Consider the following 20,316-nt stretch of genomic DNA (forward strand, 5'->3'; position numbering starts at 1 on the left):
CCAGAGGAGTGGTGAATGAAAGGTACCATCTTCGCCGTTGCGCTCAATCATCGCAGCCAGCTCGACGCCTGGCGCGAGGCGTTTCAACAGGCCCCCTACAAGACGCCGCCGAAAACCGCGGTCTGGTTTATCAAGCCGCGCAATACCGTGATTGGCGATGGCGAAGCCATTCCCCATCCGCAGGGCGAGACCGTACAAAGCGGCGCGACGGTGGCGCTGATTGTCGGCAAAACCGCGCGTAAAGTGGCGGCGGAAGAGGCGGCGAACTATATCGCTGGCTACGCGCTGGCTAACGATGTGAGTCTGCCGGAAGAGAGTTTTTATCGTCCGGCGATCAAAGCCAAGTGCCGCGATGGCTTCTGCCCCATCGGCACGCTATCGGCGGTACGCAACGTCGACGATCTGACCATCATCACCGAAATTAACGGCCGCGAGGCGGATAGCTGGCATACCGGCGATCTGCAGCGTAGCGCCGCGCAGCTGCTGAGCGCCTTAAGCGAGTTCGCTACCCTCAATCCCGGCGACGCGATCCTTATCGGCACGCCCCACTCCCGCGTCACGCTGCGCCCCGGCGACCGCGTACGTATTCTCGCCGACGGTTTCCCGGCGCTCGAAAACCCGGTTGTCGCAGAAGGAGAGCTGGCATGAAACAGGCACGCATTGAATGGCAGGGACAGGTACGCGACGTGCTGGTCAATGAACGCGACCAGGTGCGCCTGGACGATGGCACGGTATTAAAAGAAGGGGAATTCCGCTGGCTGCCGCCCGCCAACGGCACGCTGTTCGCGCTGGGGCTGAATTACGCCGACCACGCCAGCGAGCTGGAATTTAAACCGCCAACCGAGCCTTTGGTATTCATCAAAGCGCCGAACACCTTTACTGGCCACCAGCAGCAGTCGGTACGCCCGGATAACGTCGAATACATGCACTACGAAGCCGAACTGGTGGTGGTGATTGGGAAAACCGCGCGCCGCGTCAGCGAAGCCGAGGCTATGGATTATGTCGCCGGCTATACCGTGTGCAATGACTACGCGATCCGCGACTATCTGGAAAACTACTACCGCCCGAACCTGCGGGTGAAAAGCCGCGACACCCTGACGCCGATCGGCCCGTGGATCGTCAGCAAAGAGGCGATCCCGGATCCGCATAATCTGGCCCTGCGCACCTGGGTCAACGGCGAGCTGCGCCAGCAGGGCACCACCGCCGATCTGATCTTCAGCATCCCGTTCCTCATCGCTTATTTAAGCGAATTTATGACCCTGCAACCGGGCGACATGATCGCCACCGGCACGCCGAAAGGGCTATCCGACGTGGTACCGGGCGACGAGGTGATCGTTGAAGTCGAGGGCGTGGGCCGCCTGGTCAACCATATCATCAGCCAGCAAGCGTATGAGGAGACACTGTCATGAAAAAGATTAACCATTGGATCAACGGTAAAAACGTTGCCGGCGCAGACTATTTTCATACCACCAACCCGGCCACCGGCGAGGTACTGGCGGAAGTCGCCTCCGGCGGCGAAGCCGAAATCAACCAGGCGGTAGCGGCGGCGAAAGAGGCCTTCCCGAAGTGGGCTAACCTGCCGATGAAAGAGCGCGCGCGCCTGATGCGCCGCCTGGGGGATCTTATCGATCAGAACGTCCCGGAGATCGCGGCGATGGAAACCGCCGATACCGGCCTGCCGATCCACCAGACCAAAAACGTGTTGATCCCGCGCGCCTCACACAATTTCGAATTTTTCGCCGAAGTATGCCAGCAGATGAACGGCAAGACCTATCCGGTCGACGACAAGATGCTGAACTACACCCTCGTGCAGCCGGTTGGCGTCTGCGCGCTGGTGTCGCCGTGGAACGTGCCGTTTATGACCGCCACCTGGAAGGTGGCGCCGTGCCTGGCGCTGGGGAATACCGCGGTGCTGAAAATGTCCGAGCTGTCGCCGCTGACCGCCGATCGTCTGGGCGAGCTGGCGCTGGAAGCCGGGATCCCGGCTGGCGTACTCAATGTGGTGCAGGGCTACGGCGCCACCGCCGGCGACGCGCTGGTGCGCCATCATGATGTGCGCGCCGTCTCCTTCACCGGCGGCACCGCCACCGGCCGCAACATCATGAAAAACGCCGGTCTGAAAAAGTACTCCATGGAGCTGGGCGGAAAATCGCCGGTGCTGATTTTTGAAGATGCCGATATCGAGCGCGCGCTTGACGCCGCGCTGTTCACCATCTTCTCGATCAACGGCGAACGCTGCACCGCCGGCTCGCGCATCTTTATTCAGCAGAGTATCTACCCCGAGTTCGTTAAACGCTTCGCCGAGCGCGCCAATCGCCTGCGCGTAGGCGATCCGACCGATCCGAACACCCAGGTCGGCGCGCTGATTAGCCAGCAGCACTGGGAGAAAGTGTCCGGCTACATTCGCCTCGGCATCGAAGAGGGGGCCACCCTGCTGGCCGGCGGCGCGGATAAACCGTCCGACCTGCCGGCGCATCTGAAAGCCGGCAACTTCCTGCGCCCGACGGTGCTGGCGGATGTCGACAACCGTATGCGCGTCGCCCAGGAAGAGATTTTTGGCCCGGTCGCCTGCCTGCTGCCGTTCAAAGACGAAGCGGAAGGGCTACGCCTGGCGAACGATGTGGAATACGGCCTGGCGTCGTATATCTGGACCCAGGACGTCAGCAAAGTGCTGCGTCTGGCGCGCGGTATTGAAGCCGGGATGGTGTTCGTCAACACCCAGAACGTGCGCGACCTGCGTCAGCCGTTCGGCGGCGTGAAGGCCTCCGGAACCGGCCGCGAAGGCGGCGAGTACAGCTTTGAAGTGTTCGCCGAAATGAAAAACGTCTGCATCTCGATGGGCGACCATCCGATCCCGAAATGGGGAGTCTGATATGGGTAAGTTAGCGTTAGCAGCAAAAATCACTCACGTGCCGTCGATGTATCTGTCTGAGCTGCCGGGGAAAAACCACGGCTGCCGTCAGGGCGCGATCGACGGGCATAAAGAAATTGGCAAGCGCTGCCGTGAAATGGGCGTCGATACCATTATCGTGTTTGATACCCACTGGCTGGTCAACAGCGCCTACCACATCAACTGCGCCGACCATTTTCAGGGCGTCTACACCAGTAACGAACTGCCGCATTTCATTCGCGACATGACCTACGACTACGACGGCAACCCGGAGCTGGGCCAGCTTATCGCCGACGAGGCGGTGAAGCTCGGGGTGCGTGCCAAAGCGCACAATATTCCCAGCCTGAAGCTGGAGTACGGCACCCTGGTGCCGATGCGCTACATGAACAGCGATAAGCACTTCAAGGTGGTATCTATCTCCGCTTTCTGTACCGTTCACGACTTTGCCGACAGCCGCAGGCTGGGCGAAGCGATCCTCAAAGCCATTGAAAAATACGACGGCACCGTGGCGGTGCTGGCCAGCGGTTCGCTGTCGCACCGCTTTATCGACGACCAGCGCGCCGAAGAGGGGATGAACAGCTACACCCGCGAATTTGACCATCAAATGGATGAGCGGGTGGTGAAGCTATGGCGCGAGGGCAAATTCAAAGAGTTCTGCACCATGCTGCCGGAGTATGCCGACTACTGCTACGGCGAAGGCAACATGCACGACACGGTGATGCTGCTCGGCCTGCTGGGTTGGGATAAATACGACGGCAAGGTGGAGTTTATCACCGAGCTATTCGCCAGCTCCGGTACCGGCCAGGTTAACGCCGTGTTCCCGTTGCCAGCGCAGGCGTAAGGGGGCCCCATGCCGCATTTTATCGCCGAATGTACCGACAACATCCGCGAGCAGGCCGATCTGCCTGGGCTGTTCGCCAAAGTCAACGAGGCGCTGGCCGCCACCGGCATCTTTCCGATCGGCGGGATCCGCAGCCGCGCCCACTGGCTGGATACCTGGCAGATGGCCGACGGCAGGCAGGATTACGCCTTCGTGCATATGACCCTGAAGATCGGCGCCGGGCGCAGCCTGGAGAGCCGTCAGGACGTGGGAGATATGCTGTTCGCGCTGATCAAATCCCACTTCGCGACGCTAATGGAGAGCCGCTATCTGGCGCTGTCGTTCGCCATGGAAGAGCTCGACCCGACGCTGAACTACAAACAAAACAACGTGCACGCGTTATTTAAATAATGTGCAAATTGCCCGGTGGCGCTGAGCTTACCGGGCCTACAACGGCCATGAATTTGTAGGCCGGATAAGCGAAGCGCCATCCGGCAATGCAATGCCACAGGAATCTCTATGCTCGATAAACAGACCCGTACCCTGATTGCCCAGCGGCTGAACCAGGCCGAAAAGCAGCGTGAACAGATCCACGCGATCTCGCTGGATTATCCGTCGATCACCATTGAGGACGCCTACGCCGTCCAGCGCGAGTGGGTCGAGATGAAGATCGCCGAAGGCCGCGTGCTCAAAGGCCACAAGATCGGCCTGACCTCTAAAGCGATGCAGGCCAGTTCGCAGATCAGCGAGCCGGACTACGGCGCGCTGCTCGACGATATGTTCTTTCACGACGGCAGCGATATTCCCACCGACCGCTTTATCGTGCCGCGTATTGAAGTCGAGCTGGCCTTCGTGCTGGCCAAACCGCTGCGCGGCCCGAACTGTACGCTGTTTGATGTCTACAACGCCACCGACTACGTTATCCCGGCGCTGGAGCTTATCGACGCGCGCTGCCACAACATCGACCCGGAAACCCAGCGTCCGCGCAAAGTGTTCGACACCATCTCCGACAACGCCGCCAACGCCGGGGTGATCCTCGGCGGCCGGCCGATTAAACCGGACGAGCTCGACCTGCGCTGGATCTCCGCCCTGCTGTATCGCAACGGCGTAATTGAAGAGACCGGCGTCGCCGCGGGCGTACTCAATCATCCGGCCAACGGCGTGGCCTGGCTGGCCAACAAGCTGGCGCCGTACGATGTCCAGCTCGAAGCCGGGCAGATTATCCTCGGCGGCTCCTTCACCCGCCCGGTCCCGGCGCGCAAGGGCGATACCTTCCACGTCGACTACGGCAACATGGGCGCCATCAGCTGCCGGTTTGTCTAGGAGAAACACCATGAATAACGCCTTTAAAGACGCCTTAAAAGCGGGCCGTCCGCAAATCGGCCTGTGGCTTGGGCTGTGCAGCAGCTACAGCGCCGAACTGCTGGCCGGCGCGGGCTTCGACTGGCTGCTGATCGACGGCGAACACGCGCCCAACAATGTACCAACGGTGCTGACCCAGCTGCAGGCCATTGCGCCCTACCCCAGCCAGCCGGTGGTGCGTCCGTCGTGGAACGATCCGGTGCAGATCAAACAGCTGCTGGACGTCGGCGCGCAAACCCTGCTGGTGCCGATGGTGCAGAATGCCGAAGAAGCGCGGCTGGCGGTCAGAGCCACCCGCTATCCGCCAGCCGGCATCCGCGGCGTCGGCAGCGCGCTGGCCCGCGCCTCACGCTGGAATCGCGTCCCGGATTATATCCACCGGGCCAATGACGCCATGTGCGTGCTGGTACAGATTGAGACTCGCGAAGCGCTGAAAAATCTGCCGCAGATCCTCGATGTCGACGGGGTAGATGGTGTGTTTATCGGCCCGGCGGATCTCAGCGCTGATATGGGCCACGGCGGCAATCCGCAGCACCCGGAAGTGCAGGCCGCCATTGAAGATGCCATCCAGCAAATCCGTCAGGCCGGTAAAGCGCCGGGGATCCTGATGGCTAATGAACAGCTGGCGAAACGCTATCTCGAACTGGGCGCGCTGTTCGTCGCCGTCGGCGTCGATACCACCCTGCTGGCCCGCGGCGCAGAAGCGCTGGCGGCCCGGTTTACCCACAACGCAACCACCACAACCGATAACAATAAATCCGTCTATTGAACGGATAATGTGGAGCGCAACATGACTACCTCTACCCTGCAACACAATGATAATAAAGCCGTTGAAGTAGAAAACCGAGTGATCAAAAAGCTGTTCCGCCGCCTGATTACCTTCCTGTTTGTTCTCTTTGTTTTCTCATTTTTGGATCGAATTAATATCGGCTTCGCCGGTCTGACGATGGGTAAAGATCTCGGCCTGACCTCCACCATGTTCGGCCTGGCGGCGACGCTGTTCTACGTCACCTACGTGCTGTGCGGGATCCCCAGCAATATCATGCTGGCGAAAGTTGGCGCGCGCCGCTGGATCGCCGGGATCATGGTGGTCTGGGGGATCGCCTCGACCTGCACCATGTTCGCCACCAGCCCGCATACGCTGTACATCCTGCGCATGCTGGTCGGCATCGCCGAGGCCGGTTTTCTGCCGGGGATCCTCGTCTATCTGACCTGGTGGTTTCCGGCCTACCATCGCGCCCGCGCCAACGCCCTGTTTATGATCGCCATGCCGGTGACCATGATGCTCGGCTCGATACTTTCCGGCTATATTCTGGCGCTCGACGGCCTGTGGAACCTGAAAGGCTGGCAATGGCTATTTCTGCTGGAAGGCCTGCCGTCGGTGGTGCTCGGCGTCGTCACCTGGTTCTTCCTCAACGACACGCCGGATAAAGCCAACTGGCTGGATAACGAAGAGAAACAGGCGCTGAAGGCGATGATCGATCGCGAACGGGAACATGCGGCGATCGTCCCGGCTTCGCCGCGTTCCACGCTGCGCGAAGTACTGACGCCAGCGGTGCTGATGTATACCCTCGCCTACTTCTGCCTGACCAATACCCTCAGCGCCATTAATATCTGGACGCCGCAGATCCTGCAGAGCTTCAACACCGGCAGCAGCAACATCATGATTGGCCTGCTGGCGGCGATCCCGCAGTTCTGCACTATTTTCGGCATGATCTGGTGGAGCCGCCGATCCGACCGCCGCAAAGAGCGCAAGATGCATACCATCCTGCCCTACCTGTTCGCCGCGGCGGGTTGGCTGCTGGCTTCGGCAACGCACCATAGCCTGATCCAACTGATCGGCATTATTATGGCTTCGGTGGGATCCTTTACCGCGATGGCCATTTTCTGGACCACCCCGGATCGGGTGATCAGCCTGCAGTCACGCGCGGTGGCGCTGGCGGTGATCAACGCTATCGGCAACGTCGGCTCTGCCGTCAGCCCGCTGTTGATCGGCATTTTGCGTGATACCACCGGCAGCTTTAGCTCCGGGCTGTGGTTTGTCGCCGGATTACTGATCGTCGGCGCGCTGGTGCTTACCCGCATTCCAATGAGCCAGCGTGAGGACGCCGCCGCCGCGCCGGGATTAGCGGCGCAAAAAGGCCACTAAGGAGCGGGTATGTGCCAGCATTCAATCGCCAACATCGACATCAATAAAGATTACGACGAGAGTCTGGGTACCGAAGAGGTGCACTACCAGTCGTTCTCCCGCATGGCGGCCTTTTTTGGCCGCGACATGCAGGCGCATCGCCACGACCGCTATTTCCAGATGCACTACCTTGATACCGGACAGATTGAGCTGCAGCTTGATGACCACCGCTATTCGGTGCAGGCGCCGCTGTTTGTGATAACGCCGCCCTCGGTGCCGCACGCCTTTATTACCGAGTCCGATAGCGATGGTCACGTGTTGACGGTCCATGAGGAGCTGATCTGGCCGCTGCTGGAGGTGCTTTATCCCGGCACGCGGGAGACCTTCGGCCTGCCGGGGATCTGCCTGTCGCTGGCGGATAAACCCGACGAGCTGGCGGCGCTGGCGCACTACTGGCAGCTGATTCGCCGGGAGTCCACCGCCCAGCTACCGGGGCGGGAGCATACCCTGGCGCTGCTGGCGCAGGCGGTCTTTACCCTGCTGCTGCGCAACGCCAGGCTCGACGATCATGCCGCCAGCGGGATGCGCGGCGAGCTGAAATTATTCCAGCGCTTTAACCAGATGATCGACAGCCACTACCATCAGCACTGGACGGTACCGGATTACGCCAGGGAGCTGCATCTAACCGAATCGCGGTTGACCGATATCTGTCGCCGCTTTGCCAACCGTTCGCCGAAGCGGCTGATATTTGACCGTCAGCTGCGCGAGGCGAAGCGCCTGCTGCTGTTTTCCGATAGCGCGGTCAATGAGATTGCCTGGCAGCTGGGGTTTAAAGACCCCGCCTATTTTGCGCGCTTTTTTAGCCGCCAGGTCGGCTGCTCGCCCAGCAGCTACCGGGCGCAAAAAGTACCGGTGTCGTAATACCCCGGCGGCGCTGCGCTTGCCTGGGCTACAGACCGTAGGGCGGGTCAGCGCCGCGCCAGCCGGTAAAAGTTGCAGAGATCACAAAATTCACTCCCGCCTGAAAAGTACCCGCCGTTGTCGCAAACGTCCCTTCACGACAAGCGCCATAACCGCTTCAATTAAACAACAAAAACAAAACATATATTTAACATTATTATTCCGATAAATACTGAAGAGGCCCCTATGAAACCTGAAGATTTCCGCGCCGACGCGAAACGCCCGTTAACTGGCGAAGAGTATTTAAAAAGCCTGCAGGATGGCCGCGAAATTTATATCTACGGCGAGCGCGTGAAAGACGTCACCACGCATCCGGCCTTCCGTAATGCCGCGGCCTCCGTCGCTCAGCTGTACGATGCGCTGCACAAACCGGAGATGCAGGATTCCCTGTGCTGGGGCACCGATACCGGCAGCGGCGGCTACACCCATAAATTCTTCCGCGTGGCGAAAAGCGCCGACGATCTGCGCCAGCAGCGCGACGCCATCGCCGAATGGTCGCGCTTAAGCTACGGCTGGATGGGCCGCACCCCAGACTACAAAGCCGCCTTCGGCTGCGCGCTGGGCGCCAACCCGGCGTTTTACGGCCAGTTCGAGCAGAACGCCCGCAACTGGTACACCCGCATTCAGGAAACCGGCCTGTACTTTAACCACGCTATCGTCAACCCGCCGATTGACCGCCACAAGCCAGCTGATGAAGTGAAGGATGTCTACATCAAGCTGGAAAAAGAGACTGATGCCGGGATCATCGTCAGCGGCGCGAAAGTGGTCGCCACCAACTCGGCGCTGACCCACTACAACATGATCGGCTTCGGCTCCGCACAGGTGATGGGCGAGAACCCGGACTTCGCGCTGATGTTCGTCGCGCCGATGGATGCCGAAGGCGTCAAGCTTATCTCCCGCGCCTCCTATGAGATGGTCGCCGGCGCGACCGGATCGCCGTACGACTATCCGCTTTCCAGCCGTTTCGACGAGAACGACGCGATTCTGGTAATGGATAAGGTGCTGATCCCATGGGAGAACGTACTGATTTATCGCGACTTTGACCGCTGCCGCCGCTGGACCATGGAAGGTGGTTTCGCCCGCATGTACCCGCTGCAGGCCTGCGTGCGCCTGGCGGTAAAACTGGACTTTATCACCGCCCTGCTGAAACGCTCTCTGGAATGTACCGGCACCCTCGAATTCCGCGGCGTGCAGGCCGACCTTGGCGAAGTGGTGGCGTGGCGCAATATGTTCTGGGCGTTAAGCGATTCTATGTGCTCGGAAGCGACGCCGTGGGTCAACGGCGCATGGCTGCCGGATCACGCCGCGCTGCAGACCTATCGCGTGATGGCCCCGATGGCCTACGCCAAGATCAAGAACATCATCGAGCGCAACGTCACCAGCGGCCTGATTTATCTGCCGTCCAGCGCCCGCGATCTGAACAACCCGCAGATCGACCAGTATCTGGCGAAGTACGTGCGCGGCTCCAACGGTATGGACCACGTTGAACGTATCAAAATCCTCAAACTGATGTGGGACGCCATCGGCAGCGAATTCGGCGGCCGCCATGAACTGTATGAGATCAACTACTCCGGTAGCCAGGATGAAATTCGCCTGCAGTGTCTGCGCCAGGCGCAGAGCTCCGGCAATATGGACAAAATGATGGCGATGGTCGACCGCTGCCTGTCCGAGTACGACCAGAACGGCTGGACGGTGCCGCATCTGCACAATAATGCTGATATCAACATGTTGGATAAGCTGCTGAAGTAATTCACAGCGGGAGGTCATAATGCAATTAGATGAACAACGCCTGCGTTTTCGCGATGCCATGGCCAGCCTGTCGGCTGCGGTTAACGTTGTCACCACCGCAGGCGAAGCCGGCCGCTGCGGCATTACCGCCACGGCGGTATGCTCGGTGACGGATACGCCGCCATCGGTGATGGTTTGTATCAACGCCAACAGCGCGATGAACCCGGTGTTTCAGGGTAACGGCAAGTTGTGCATCAACGTGCTGAACCACGAACAGGAAATCATGGCCCGTCATTTCGCCGGGATGACCGGGGTGACGATGGAAGAGCGGTTTGCCCTCAGCGGCTGGCAGCAGGGCGCGCTCGGGCAGCCGGTGCTGAAAGGTTCGCTGGCCAGTCTCGAAGGCGAGATTAGCCAGGTGCAAACCATTGGTACCCACCTGGTGTATCTGGTGGAGATCCGCAATATTACCCTGAGCCCGCAAGGGCACGGCCTGATTTACTTTAAACGCCGTTTCCACCCGGTGATGATGGAAATGGAAGTCGCAGTCTAAAATCCGCGCCCAGGTTTACTTATCGCCCGATACGTAAACCTGGCGCTTAATATGCGTCATCTCACCCGCCAGCCTTATTCAACAGCGCGACATGAAGCCCAATCAAAACGTCCACCGCCGCGGAAATTTTGTTCCCGGTAGTCAGCAGGTAATGTTAAGTGCCAGCCTTTTCGCCTGGCGGTACAGGCAATAACCGGAAATTGCGAATAATCTATAGCGTCATGAATAAATTGTTGTTTACCTATATTTGTTAAAAAAGCGTCTCCCCGATTCCAGATGGCTTTTTTTAACTTGATATTCCAGGTCTGATAGCTTTCACCAGCAATTGTATAACCTTCACCTTCAGGCGCTTTTTTGGTCCAGTCAATCTCGCCGCCATCGTATAAATATTGCCATACAGCATAGCGTTCAAGGGTAAACTGGCTGGGTAAAGTACTGACATTTTTAGAATCGATTTTATCGAGTAATTGCGGATTCGCTAACAGTAGCGCCATGGCTTTATGCATGTAACCCAACATAATATCGGGATGTTCGGGCACTCCCTCTTCTGCTTCAAACAAAGAGATATAAGCGAGATAGAGCGCATCATCACGCACTTTTTGACCGTTCGCCGCGGCGTTGGCGACGATTTTCGCCGCCCGATATTGTAAACTTCCCCAGGATTCCTCACCGCTAACAGGCCTGTAGCGATTATTGTATTTTTCTCCCGTCAGGTAGCCCTGAGCTGCATTTAAATCGTTAGCGTTTAACGCCGATTTAGCGCGCTGATGGTCGGATAAGGTCATTATATTGCGCCCCGTATTTCTGGCAATATAATACGACTGACGACAATCAGAAAGGATCATAACCATAATGACCATGGCAATACTTCTAAAAAAAATCTTATATATTCTCACCGTTAAGTCCTTTAATTTATTTATAAATATAATGTTTGGAAACTTGTCTCGGTTCGATGTATAGCAAAACGGTTACCCGACCTTTTTTATAAGTACGTTGCCAGGTTGAACATTTTTTTATTTTATTCAGATCTAATCTTTTATTATACCACTCCTGCTGTTTTGCAATGCAGGCGGAAAGACTTTGATAGAATTTCCCTTTTTCTGCAATGAACTCTTCTTTGATTGTCGCTGGCCCATATTCTCGATCAAGAACCTTAACTTCCTCATTATATAAGGCGAGTGCTTCCCGGCCATCATCAACTTTATAGGCCTGCTGACTGGAATCAACATCAGCGCTAACAAAAACACTTTTCAGCCCTTTATTCTTATCAAAATAAAGCTTCATCTCCTGATATTTCAACGCCCCCACTTCCTGGGGAGTCAGCGTTGAGATAATCAGATCCGGGTCTTTTCCGGCATAATTGATATCTGATACCTCCAGAGAATATAAAGGCGTGTTTCTGGCCTCATCGTAACTCATCCCCCAGCGCAAATTATAAGGGGCTGCCGGCTCATCAACAGCCTGATGTATCTCTCTTGCATGAGCATATGTTAAGTAAAAAGCACTGGCGATGATCATTATCTTTACAAATTTCATAACTCGAATTCCCTTTGTTAAACGCTATCCATACGACATGGCAAAGTCAGCATAATATCAAAATACCTCTACTTGAAATAAAGATAGTGATCTGCGGGTGATAAAAATCGTTATCCTCAGTTTGAAAGCATATCTTTGAGATGCGCAGAATAATATTGTGAGCTTAATCACACATTTACGCGCTCTCGTACTCATATCTAACCGCTTACCCCCGCAAGTAACCGCTTAACCCCCTATACAACCACTCACCGATTTACCCAACTTTACGCGCGCGCTGTTCTGGCAAGATCGAAGGCAGCCTAGCTAATCAATACCTCCATCAACCCTAACTTAAAACCATACGGCTTCGGCCAATTATTCATCTAATTAACGCCAGGTTTTACTATGGATACCAAAAAACTATTCAAGCACATACCCTGGGTGATTCTCGGAATCATCGGGGCATTTTGCCTCTCAGTCGTCGCCCTACGCCGCGGTGAGCACGTCAGCGCCCTGTGGATCGTCGTCGCATCGGTTTCTGTGTACCTCGTCGCCTACCGTTATTACAGCCTGTACATCGCGCAGAAGGTGATGAAGCTTGACCCGACGCGCTCCACGCCGGCGGTCATTAATAACGATGGCCTGAACTATGTGCCAACCAACCGCTACGTGCTGTTTGGCCACCACTTTGCCGCGATCGCCGGCGCTGGCCCGCTGGTTGGCCCGGTACTGGCCGCGCAGATGGGCTATCTGCCGGGCACCCTGTGGCTGCTGGCCGGCGTGGTGCTGGCGGGCGCGGTACAGGACTTCATGGTGCTGTTTATCTCCTCGCGGCGTAACGGCGCCTCGCTGGGCGAGATGATTAAACAGGAGATGGGGCCGGTTCCGGGCTCTATCGCCCTGTTCGGCTGCTTCCTGATTATGATCATCATCCTCGCGGTGCTGGCGCTCATCGTGGTGAAAGCGCTGGCGGAAAGCCCGTGGGGCGTGTTTACCGTCTGCTCGACGGTGCCTATCGCCCTGTTTATGGGGATCTACATGCGCTTCCTGCGCCCAGGCCGCGTCGGTGAAGTGTCGGTTATCGGTATCGTGCTGCTGGTGGCCTCTATCTGGTTCGGCGGCGTGATTGCCCACGACCCGTACTGGGGCCCGGCGTTGACCTTTAAAGATACCACTATCACCTTTACCCTGATTGGCTACGCGTTCATTTCCGCGCTGCTGCCGGTATGGCTGATTCTGGCGCCGCGCGATTATCTGGCCACCTTCCTGAAAATCGGCGTAATCGTCGGCCTGGCGCTGGGGATCGTTATCCTCAACCCGGACCTGAAAATGCCGGCAGTGACCCAGTACATTGATGGTACCGGTCCGCTGTGGAAAGGCGCGCTGTTCCCGTTCCTGTTTATCACCATCGCCTGCGGCGCGGTCTCCGGCTTCCACGCGCTGATCGCCTCCGGCACCACGCCGAAGCTGCTGGCCAACGAAACCGATGCCCGCTTTATTGGCTACGGCGCGATGCTGATGGAATCCTTTGTTGCAGTCATGGCGCTGGTCGCCGCCTCGATTATCGAACCGGGCCTTTATTTCGCGATGAACACCCCGCCGGCAGGCCTGGGCATCGTCATGCCGAACCTGCATGAAATGGGCGGTGAAAACGCGGCGATGATCGCAGCGCAGTTGAAAGAAGTCACCGTCCACGCGGCGGCGACCGTCAGCTCCTGGGGCTTTGTGATTTCACCTGAGCAGATCCTGCAGACGGCGAAAGATATCGGCGAACCTTCGGTACTGAACCGCGCTGGCGGCGCGCCGACGCTGGCCGTCGGTATCGCCCACGTATTCCATAAAATCATCCCGATGGCGGATATGGGCTTCTGGTACCACTTCGGTATCCTGTTTGAAGCGCTGTTTATCCTCACCGCGCTGGATGCGGGTACCCGCGCAGGCCGCTTTATGCTGCAGGATCTGTTGGGTAACTTCGTGCCGTTCCTGAAAAAAACCGACTCGCTGGTCGCCGGGATTATCGGTACCGCCGGCTGCGTCGGGCTGTGGGGCTACCTGCTGTATCAGGGCGTGGTCGACCCGCTGGGCGGCGTGAAGAGCCTGTGGCCGCTGTTCGGGATCTCTAACCAGATGCTGGCCGCCGTGGCGCTGGTGCTTGGCACCGTGGTGCTGGTCAAGATGCAGCGCACCAAATATATCTGGGTCACCGTTATCCCGGCGGCATGGCTGCTGCTGTGCACCACCTGGGCGCTGGGCCTGAAGCTGTTCAGCAGCAACCCGCAGATGGAAGGCTTCTTCTTTATGGCTCAGCAGTATAAAGAGAAGATTGCCGCCGGCGGCGAGCTGACCGCGCAGCAGATCGCCAACATGAACCATATCGTGGTCAACAACTACACCAACGCCGGCCTGAGTATTCTGTTCCTGGTGGTGGTGTATAGCATCATCTTCTACGGCATCAAAACCTGGCTCAATGTCCGCAACAATAAGGTGCGTACCGACAAAGAGACTCCGTATGTGCCGGTACCGGAAGGCGGCGTGAAGACCTCGTCACATCATTAACCCTGATGCCGGATAGCGCTACGCGTATCCGGCCTACCAAAAGCGCATTAACGTAGGCCGGATATGGCGCTAGCCGCCATCCGGCTTTATTCGTTATCTGGAACTTATAATGTTTGGTAACTTAGGTCAGGCAAAAAAATATCTCGGTCAGGCGGCAAAAATGCTGATTGGCATTCCGGATTACGACAACTACGTCACGCATATGCAAACCAACCATCCGGATCAGCCGTACATGACTTATGAAGAATTCTTCCGCGAACGCCAGCAGGCCCGCTACGGCGGCGACGGCAAAGGCGGCGTACGCTGCTGTTAATGGAGGCAATAATGGCACCGATTGCAGTCACCCTACTCACCGGTTTTCTCGGCGCAGGAAAAACCACCCTCCTGCGCCATATCCTCAATGAGCAGCACGGTTTCAAAATCGCCGTGATTGAAAACGAATTCGGCGAAGTCTCCGTCGACGATCAGCTCATCGGCGACCGCGCCACGCAGATTAAAACCCTGACCAACGGCTGTATCTGCTGTACACGCTCCAACGAACTGGAAGACGCCCTGCTCGATCTCCTCGACAGTCGCGATCGCGGCGAAATCGAGTTTGACCGGCTGGTGATTGAATGCACCGGCATGGCCGACCCGGGGCCGATTATCCAGACCTTTTTCTCCCATCAGGTGCTCTGCGAGCGCTATCTGCTGGACGGCGTGATCGCCCTGGTTGACGCCGTCCATGCCGACCAGCAGATGGATCAGTTCACCATCGCCCAGTCGCAGGTCGGCTACGCGGACCGGATCCTGTTAACCAAAACCGACGTCGCCGGCGACACCGAAAAGCTGCGTGAACGGCTGGCGCGCATTAACGCGCGGGCGCCGATTTATACCGTCATTCACGGCGATATCGATTTAAGCCAGTTGTTTAACACCAGCGGTTTTATGCTGGAAGAGAAGGTTGTCAGCGCCACACCGCGCTTTCATTTTGTGGCAGAAAAACAGAATGACGTCTCGTCGATTGTGGTCGAGCTCGACTATCCGGTGGATATCAGTGAAGTTTCACGGGTAATGGAAAATCTGCTGCTCTCCTTCGCCGAGCAATTGATGCGTTATAAAGGCATGCTGTGGATCGACGGCGAGCCAAATCGCCTGCTGTTCCAGGGCGTGCAGCGCCTCTACAGCGCCGACTGGGATCGCCCGTGGGGCGATGAAACGCCGCACAGCACGCTGGTGTTTATCGGCATTCAGTTGCCGGAAGAGGAAATTCGCGCGGCGTTTGCCGGTTTACGACGCTAACCTGCCCGCCTGCGCCCTAAGGCGCAGGCCCCCTTCTCTCTGAGACCTCGTCAAAAACAGGGACCAAACGTCGGCAGCGCGTCGAAAAATGTAAAGCAACGTTTTAATAAGTAACAGTAGAAACATTTTTGGAAATTATAAGAAACTGAATGAATAGGCCCCTTAATAATTAATGACTGCTCTGTTCAGTTTCTGTTTAGCCCACCAATTAAACCACGGCTAAACAGGCTAAATTTGATGATTGACCTCGCCGTAACCCAACGTCATTACAACATTTTCAAAACACCTTCCTGACAAAACCAGCATAAAAAATCGACGCAAGTCACATTTGCAGAGGTAAACATCGCTTGTTAAGGTGCCCTCAGACAACTTTATTGACGAGGAGTAAACCATGAGAAAGCTTAACATCCTTATTCTTGCAGCCCTGACCGCGGTCTCTGGTTCCGCCATGGCGGTGGGGTTTACCGTTGAACAGGGTAAAAACTTCACTAATCTGAATATGGAAATGGGTAAATCCTCTTCTGGCCTGTACGCCGAAAGCCACTGGCTGAAGAATACCGATGATGGTAGCCAGACCGGCGGCGTGGGCGCGGGTTACAACCTGGAAGTGGGCCCGGTGATGCTCAACGCCGGCGCGAAAGCCATCTACCTCGGGCCGAAAAAAGGCGATAACGGCGTCGCGTTTCCGGTCGGCGGCGGGGTGAACGTGACCCTGACCGACAGCATCCACGTGTTTGGCGAAGGGTATGTCGCGCCGGATGGTCTGAACAACAGCGTGAAAAACTATGTTGAAGCGAACGGCGGCGTGAGCTGGTCTCCGATTGGTCCAGTGACGTTGAAAGTGGGTTACCGCCATGTGAGCGTTGACGGTAAAGAGGGTCGCCCGAACCACACCCTGATTGATGGCGCCTATGTGGGCGGCGGGGTCACCTTCTGATTATGATCAACGCCCCGCGATAAAGTTAAGGTGCGCTGAGCATTAGCCATAAAAAAACCTGCCGAATGGCAGGTTTTTTTATGGCCGGGTCATAGGCTTAGCGGCGCACCACCACCAGCTTCTGGTTCACAAACTCTTTGATGCCGAGATCGGAGAGCTCCCGTCCGTAACCGGAACGCTTCACGCCGCCAAACGGCAGCTCCGGCGCGGTATCGGTGAGCCAGTTGATATAAACCATTCCGGTTTCAATGGCGGAGGCCATCCGTTTGGCGCGTTCGATATCCTGACTGAACACCGCACCGCCCAGACCATAGTGGGAATCATTGGCCAGCTGGATTGCCTCCTCATCGTTTTTCACCACGTAGATCTGCGCCACCGGGCCAAAGAACTCTTCGAAGTACGCCGGATTATCACGGGTGATACCGGTCAAAATGGTGGGTTCAAAGAAATTGCCTTCTCGAGCCACCGCTTTGCCGCCCAGATGCAGCTTAGCGCCATTTTTCACCGCCTCGTCCACCTGTTTGCTTAGGGTATCCAGCGCATCTTTGGAAGAGAGCGGCCCCAGCGTGGTGCTTTCATCCAGCGGATCGCCGATTTTCACCTTGCGAAACGCCTCGCTAAATTTTGTCAGGAACGCATCCGCGATATTTTCGTGCAGGATAAAGCGCTTGGCAGCGGTACACACCTGGCCGGCGTTGTTCAGCCGCGCCTGGACGCCGATTTTCACCGCGCGCTCCAGGTCGGCATCGTCCAGCACGACAAACACATCATTGCCGCCCAGTTCCAGCGTTGATTTCTTAATATGCTTCGCCGCCTGCGCCGCCACCACGCTGCCGGCTTTCTCCGACCCGGTGAGCGCCGCGCCCTGCACGCGATCGTCGGCGATAATCTTCGCCACCTGATCCTGGGAGATAAACAGGTTGGTCCACGCCCCCTCCGGAGCGCCGGCCTCACGCACCAGATGGGCAAAGGTCTCCGCGCAGTGCGGCACAATGCTGGCGTGTTTGGCGATAACCGGGTTACCGGCCGCCAGGTTTGGCGCAAGGACGCGAATCAGCTGGTAATAGGGGAAGTTCCACGGCTCCACCGCCAGTAAGACGCCAATGGGATGGTGCTCAACCCAGGCTTCACCCAGTTCGGAGGGATACTTCACCGGCGCCAGGAACGATTTGGCGTTATCGGCGTAATAGCGGGCGATCTGAGCGCAAAGTTTCACTTCGCCGCGGCTCTGCTTAATGAGTTTCCCCATCTCCTGGCTAGCGATTTTTGCCAGCTCCTCCGCCCGGCTATCGATCAGATCCGCCAGCTTATGCAGTACCGCCAGCCGCGGTTCAATATCGCCTTTTGCCCAGGCAGAATGGTAGAGCGCATCCGCCTGCTGCAGCGCCGCCTCCACGTCCGCATCGCTGTGCGCCGGGTACGTTTTAATAAGCTGATTGTTCGCAGGATTCACCGTCTGATAGGCCATATCGCATGTCTCCTTGTTATCGCTACTAAGGCAGTCAAAAATGCCGTTAAGGATATTAAGGGTAGTCGAGATGGCTGGCGATGCGGGTAAAGTTAGGTATATCCGGAATATTCCATAACGAGGCTAACCGGGGCGACCGTCAGGCCGCCCCGGCGTTATCAATGCGCCAGCGCGGCGATCTCGTCGGCGGTCAGGCCGGTGATTTTCACCACCGTCTCGCGGGCAATGCCGTCGGCCAGCATCCTCTGGGCAATGCGCAGCGCCTCGGCATGCTGTCCTTCTTGTCTGCCTTCAAGCCGGCCTTCCCGTTTGCCTTTTCTGCGGCCCACTTCCTGTAATCTTTCAGCAATAGTCATCAATCTCTCCCTGTGCTGAGGAACCCGTTGCGCCACTTCGTGGATAAACCGGCCAAAGCGGCGCGCGTTGCCAGTCTGCAGCAGATAATTAAACAGCGTTTTTAGCTGTCTGTCATTAGCGTCCCCGCTAAGTAAAATCGTCGTCAGTTGCTCAACAATGCCCATTAAATCGCGCTGGCGAATATGCTTCTGTATCAGCTCGAGTAATGCCACGCGCCGGTGGCGAACGATCTCATCGTCGGGGATCACCGTGACATCCACCAGCGGAAAGGGCGAGATATAAAGCTCACTCGCCAGCTGTGGATCGGCAAAACAGTCCAGCCAGTTGAGTGACCACGGGTATGGCGTGGTCGCTCCGTGATAGAAGAGCATCGGCACCACCAGCGGCAGTTTTGTATGACCGCCATCAAGATGGCGCTGCATCGCGGCGATGGCGTAGCGCATCAGGCGGAAGGCCATCTGCGCATCCGGCGAGCTCTGATGTTCGATAACCACATAAATGTAGCCCTCGCCAGAGGCGGTTTTGAGTGACCACAGCACATCGGAGTACCAGGCCCGCAGGCTCTCCTCGATAAAGCTTGCCGATTCCAGCTGTAAGGTATCGAGGTCGCAGCGCTGACGCAGCGCAGGCGGTAGATGGATCGCCAGAAAATCGCGCGCGGTGTCGGCCTGAGTGAGGAACTGTTTAAACACCGCATCATGCGGCGTCGAGGTGGTGCCCTTTGCCATCGGCTCATCCCTGCCTGCTTATCCTGCAGGGACTCTACCTCCCATGAATATCTCTGGCACCCCCGGAAACCGGGATTTTACATTCCGCTACGAAAACATATTTCCCCGGACTGCAAGCGTGACATCCTTTTTCGACGCGGTACGCAAATCCAGGCGGGCGACAGCCTCGGCGCAGCATGCTATAAACGGCTTATCCCCGCAGCAAAGGCCAAAGCAGTGAACCATACCCGAGATATCCCCCAAACCTTCTGGCGAGACGATCGTCTGCCGTGGCTGGAGCTGCGCAGCACCTGGCGCAGCCGCCAGGCCTATAAGCACCACAGCCACCCCCAGCTCTCGGTGGGGGCGATTATCGAGGGGGAAACGCGCTGCCTGTGCGCTGGCCAGGAGTACCTGCTGCAACCCGGGGATCTGATCGTGATCCCGCCGCACGCGCCGCATAGCTGTAATCCGCTGCATGGCAGGCCGCGCAGCTATCACATGCTTTACCTGGACGCGACATGGTGCCACGCGCAGCGCCCGGATATTCCCCCTGGCGCCAGTATCACCTCGCCGCAGCCGCTGCTGCGCGACAGCCCTCTCTTTGCCAGTTTCCAGCAGGTTGTCGCCCTGATGAGCCGCGGGAGCCTTGAACAACTGCCCGCCCGGCTGGCGCAACTCCTGCACGCGCTGCCGCTGTGCGCCGCCGCGCCGCAGGCGCCACATCACGCCAGCGCCCTGCTGTTTCAGCGCCTGGCGATGGATCTGCCGGCGTCGCCGTCGCTGGATAAGCTGGCCCACGACAGCGCGCTTCGTAAAGAGACCGTTATCCGCGCCGTGAAACAAGATACCGGCCTGACGCCCGCTAGTTTGATCAACATGGCGCGCATCGAATATGCGAAAACGCGCTTACGCGCCGGGGATCCTATCGCCGACGTCGGCTATCAGGCTGGCTTTGCCGATCAGAGCCATTTCCATAAAACCTTTGTCAGCTATACCGCCGCCACGCCGCGGCAGTATGCGCAAAGCAGATCAATATCTGACAATAAGTAAT

20 protein-coding genes are annotated in these 20,316 nt (G+C 57.4%); 16 read left to right on the plus strand and 4 right to left on the minus strand.

What is annotated here, in order from left to right:
• Positions 1-15 precede the first annotated feature (15 nt).
• The 11 genes from KB892_RS22255 (at position 16) to KB892_RS22305 (ending at position 10,441) form a co-directional block, all read left to right on the plus strand.
• Entirely contained in the window at positions 16-648 is a 633-nt protein-coding gene (locus KB892_RS22255; RefSeq protein WP_002887500.1) for a fumarylacetoacetate hydrolase family protein, read from the plus strand.
• Positions 645-1,409, plus strand: a complete 765-nt coding sequence (locus tag KB892_RS22260) for a fumarylacetoacetate hydrolase family protein (protein ID WP_002887498.1) — start codon at positions 645-647, stop codon at positions 1,407-1,409. Before KB892_RS22255 ends, KB892_RS22260 begins: the two co-directional genes overlap by 4 nt.
• On the plus strand, positions 1,406-2,872 hold the full coding sequence (gene hpaE / locus KB892_RS22265; protein WP_002887494.1) for a 5-carboxymethyl-2-hydroxymuconate semialdehyde dehydrogenase: 1,467 nt from the start codon (positions 1,406-1,408) through the stop codon (positions 2,870-2,872). Before KB892_RS22260 ends, hpaE begins: the two co-directional genes overlap by 4 nt.
• Before the next feature lies 1 nt (position 2,873).
• On the plus strand, positions 2,874-3,731 hold the full coding sequence (hpaD, locus tag KB892_RS22270; RefSeq protein ID WP_002887492.1) for a 3,4-dihydroxyphenylacetate 2,3-dioxygenase: 858 nt from the start codon (positions 2,874-2,876) through the stop codon (positions 3,729-3,731).
• Positions 3,732-3,740: 9 nt separating this feature from the next.
• Positions 3,741-4,121 (plus strand): 5-carboxymethyl-2-hydroxymuconate Delta-isomerase, encoded by a 381-nt coding sequence (locus KB892_RS22275; RefSeq protein ID WP_004151392.1) that lies wholly within the window; start codon positions 3,741-3,743, stop codon positions 4,119-4,121.
• A gap of 108 nt (positions 4,122-4,229) precedes the next feature.
• The gene (hpaH, locus tag KB892_RS22280; protein ID WP_062954972.1) at positions 4,230-5,033 is read left to right on the plus strand and encodes a 2-oxo-hept-4-ene-1,7-dioate hydratase; all 804 of its coding nucleotides are present in this window, start codon (positions 4,230-4,232) and stop codon (positions 5,031-5,033) included.
• A gap of 10 nt (positions 5,034-5,043) precedes the next feature.
• Entirely contained in the window at positions 5,044-5,841 is a 798-nt protein-coding gene (hpaI, locus tag KB892_RS22285; RefSeq protein ID WP_002887479.1) for a 4-hydroxy-2-oxoheptanedioate aldolase, read from the plus strand.
• A gap of 21 nt (positions 5,842-5,862) precedes the next feature.
• Positions 5,863-7,221: a 4-hydroxyphenylacetate permease gene (hpaX, locus tag KB892_RS22290; protein ID WP_002887477.1), complete on the plus strand. Its 1,359-nt coding sequence runs from the start codon at positions 5,863-5,865 to the stop codon at positions 7,219-7,221.
• Between the two features lie 9 nt (positions 7,222-7,230).
• Positions 7,231-8,121, plus strand: a complete 891-nt coding sequence (hpaA, locus tag KB892_RS22295) for a 4-hydroxyphenylacetate catabolism regulatory protein HpaA (protein WP_002887475.1) — start codon at positions 7,231-7,233, stop codon at positions 8,119-8,121.
• 225 nt (positions 8,122-8,346) lie between these two features.
• Entirely contained in the window at positions 8,347-9,909 is a 1,563-nt protein-coding gene (hpaB, locus tag KB892_RS22300; protein ID WP_002887473.1) for a 4-hydroxyphenylacetate 3-monooxygenase, oxygenase component, read from the plus strand.
• Positions 9,910-9,928: 19 nt separating this feature from the next.
• Positions 9,929-10,441: a 4-hydroxyphenylacetate 3-monooxygenase reductase subunit gene (locus tag KB892_RS22305; protein ID WP_002887467.1), complete on the plus strand. Its 513-nt coding sequence runs from the start codon at positions 9,929-9,931 to the stop codon at positions 10,439-10,441.
• 74 nt (positions 10,442-10,515) lie between these two features.
• Here KB892_RS22305 and KB892_RS22310 read toward each other — a convergent pair whose 3' ends face one another.
• Positions 10,516-11,226, minus strand: coding sequence for an ascBF operon repressor (locus KB892_RS22310; RefSeq protein ID WP_002887465.1), 711 nt, complete (start codon positions 11,224-11,226; stop codon positions 10,516-10,518).
• A 127-nt stretch (positions 11,227-11,353) separates the two neighbouring features.
• Positions 11,354-11,977, minus strand: a complete 624-nt coding sequence (locus tag KB892_RS22315; protein ID WP_004151394.1) for a hypothetical protein — start codon at positions 11,975-11,977, stop codon at positions 11,354-11,356.
• 384 nt (positions 11,978-12,361) lie between these two features.
• Between KB892_RS22315 and KB892_RS22320 the strand changes: the two genes are divergently transcribed.
• The 4 genes from KB892_RS22320 to KB892_RS22335 all read left to right on the plus strand — a co-directional run bounded on the left by KB892_RS22320 (position 12,362) and on the right by KB892_RS22335 (position 16,730).
• Positions 12,362-14,512: a carbon starvation protein gene (locus tag KB892_RS22320; protein ID WP_002887454.1), complete on the plus strand. Its 2,151-nt coding sequence runs from the start codon at positions 12,362-12,364 to the stop codon at positions 14,510-14,512.
• 109 nt (positions 14,513-14,621) lie between these two features.
• Complete coding sequence (locus tag KB892_RS22325; RefSeq protein WP_002887451.1) at positions 14,622-14,825, plus strand: YbdD/YjiX family protein; 204 nt, start codon at positions 14,622-14,624, stop codon at positions 14,823-14,825.
• 11 nt (positions 14,826-14,836) lie between these two features.
• Positions 14,837-15,793: a GTPase gene (gene yjiA, locus KB892_RS22330; RefSeq protein WP_002887442.1), complete on the plus strand. Its 957-nt coding sequence runs from the start codon at positions 14,837-14,839 to the stop codon at positions 15,791-15,793.
• A 391-nt stretch (positions 15,794-16,184) separates the two neighbouring features.
• The gene (locus KB892_RS22335; RefSeq protein ID WP_002887439.1) at positions 16,185-16,730 is read left to right on the plus strand and encodes a YfaZ family outer membrane protein; all 546 of its coding nucleotides are present in this window, start codon (positions 16,185-16,187) and stop codon (positions 16,728-16,730) included.
• A gap of 97 nt (positions 16,731-16,827) precedes the next feature.
• Here the strand turns inward: KB892_RS22335 and KB892_RS22340 are convergent, their stop codons facing one another.
• Together KB892_RS22340 and KB892_RS22345 are read right to left on the minus strand one after the other, a co-directional pair.
• Complete coding sequence (locus KB892_RS22340; protein ID WP_211778018.1) at positions 16,828-18,198, minus strand: NAD-dependent succinate-semialdehyde dehydrogenase; 1,371 nt, start codon at positions 18,196-18,198, stop codon at positions 16,828-16,830.
• 158 nt (positions 18,199-18,356) lie between these two features.
• Positions 18,357-19,283 (minus strand): Rpn family recombination-promoting nuclease/putative transposase, encoded by a 927-nt coding sequence (locus KB892_RS22345; protein WP_002887421.1) that lies wholly within the window; start codon positions 19,281-19,283, stop codon positions 18,357-18,359.
• A gap of 216 nt (positions 19,284-19,499) precedes the next feature.
• On the opposite strand from KB892_RS22345, the gene KB892_RS22350 reads away from it, so the two are divergent.
• The gene (locus tag KB892_RS22350) at positions 19,500-20,315 is read left to right on the plus strand and encodes an AraC family transcriptional regulator (RefSeq protein ID WP_002887420.1); all 816 of its coding nucleotides are present in this window, start codon (positions 19,500-19,502) and stop codon (positions 20,313-20,315) included.
• Position 20,316 lies beyond the last annotated feature (1 nt).

The organism is Klebsiella sp. P1927, assembly GCF_018204675.1.
Taxonomy (GTDB): domain Bacteria; phylum Pseudomonadota; class Gammaproteobacteria; order Enterobacterales; family Enterobacteriaceae; genus Klebsiella; species Klebsiella pneumoniae.

What these genes read in the sequence shown, in the direction of transcription:
- KB892_RS22310 (WP_002887465.1), bottom strand. Translation starts at nt 11,226, where the DNA reads ATGACCTTATCCGACCATCAGCGCGCTAAATCGGCGTTAAACGCTAAC.
- hpaX (WP_002887477.1), top strand. Translation starts at nt 5,863, where the DNA reads ATGACTACCTCTACCCTGCAACACAATGATAATAAAGCCGTTGAAGTA.
- KB892_RS22335 (WP_002887439.1), top strand. Translation starts at nt 16,185, where the DNA reads ATGAGAAAGCTTAACATCCTTATTCTTGCAGCCCTGACCGCGGTCTCT.
- KB892_RS22315 (WP_004151394.1), bottom strand. Translation starts at nt 11,977, where the DNA reads ATGAAATTTGTAAAGATAATGATCATCGCCAGTGCTTTTTACTTAACA.
- KB892_RS22255 (WP_002887500.1), top strand. Translation starts at nt 16, where the DNA reads ATGAAAGGTACCATCTTCGCCGTTGCGCTCAATCATCGCAGCCAGCTC.
- yjiA (WP_002887442.1), top strand. Translation starts at nt 14,837, where the DNA reads ATGGCACCGATTGCAGTCACCCTACTCACCGGTTTTCTCGGCGCAGGA.
- hpaD (WP_002887492.1), top strand. Translation starts at nt 2,874, where the DNA reads ATGGGTAAGTTAGCGTTAGCAGCAAAAATCACTCACGTGCCGTCGATG.
- hpaB (WP_002887473.1), top strand. Translation starts at nt 8,347, where the DNA reads ATGAAACCTGAAGATTTCCGCGCCGACGCGAAACGCCCGTTAACTGGC.
- KB892_RS22320 (WP_002887454.1), top strand. Translation starts at nt 12,362, where the DNA reads ATGGATACCAAAAAACTATTCAAGCACATACCCTGGGTGATTCTCGGA.
- hpaE (WP_002887494.1), top strand. Translation starts at nt 1,406, where the DNA reads ATGAAAAAGATTAACCATTGGATCAACGGTAAAAACGTTGCCGGCGCA.
- hpaI (WP_002887479.1), top strand. Translation starts at nt 5,044, where the DNA reads ATGAATAACGCCTTTAAAGACGCCTTAAAAGCGGGCCGTCCGCAAATC.
- KB892_RS22275 (WP_004151392.1), top strand. Translation starts at nt 3,741, where the DNA reads ATGCCGCATTTTATCGCCGAATGTACCGACAACATCCGCGAGCAGGCC.
- KB892_RS22305 (WP_002887467.1), top strand. Translation starts at nt 9,929, where the DNA reads ATGCAATTAGATGAACAACGCCTGCGTTTTCGCGATGCCATGGCCAGC.
- hpaH (WP_062954972.1), top strand. Translation starts at nt 4,230, where the DNA reads ATGCTCGATAAACAGACCCGTACCCTGATTGCCCAGCGGCTGAACCAG.
- hpaA (WP_002887475.1), top strand. Translation starts at nt 7,231, where the DNA reads ATGTGCCAGCATTCAATCGCCAACATCGACATCAATAAAGATTACGAC.
- KB892_RS22325 (WP_002887451.1), top strand. Translation starts at nt 14,622, where the DNA reads ATGTTTGGTAACTTAGGTCAGGCAAAAAAATATCTCGGTCAGGCGGCA.
- KB892_RS22260 (WP_002887498.1), top strand. Translation starts at nt 645, where the DNA reads ATGAAACAGGCACGCATTGAATGGCAGGGACAGGTACGCGACGTGCTG.
- KB892_RS22340 (WP_211778018.1), bottom strand. Translation starts at nt 18,198, where the DNA reads ATGGCCTATCAGACGGTGAATCCTGCGAACAATCAGCTTATTAAAACG.
- KB892_RS22345 (WP_002887421.1), bottom strand. Translation starts at nt 19,283, where the DNA reads ATGGCAAAGGGCACCACCTCGACGCCGCATGATGCGGTGTTTAAACAG.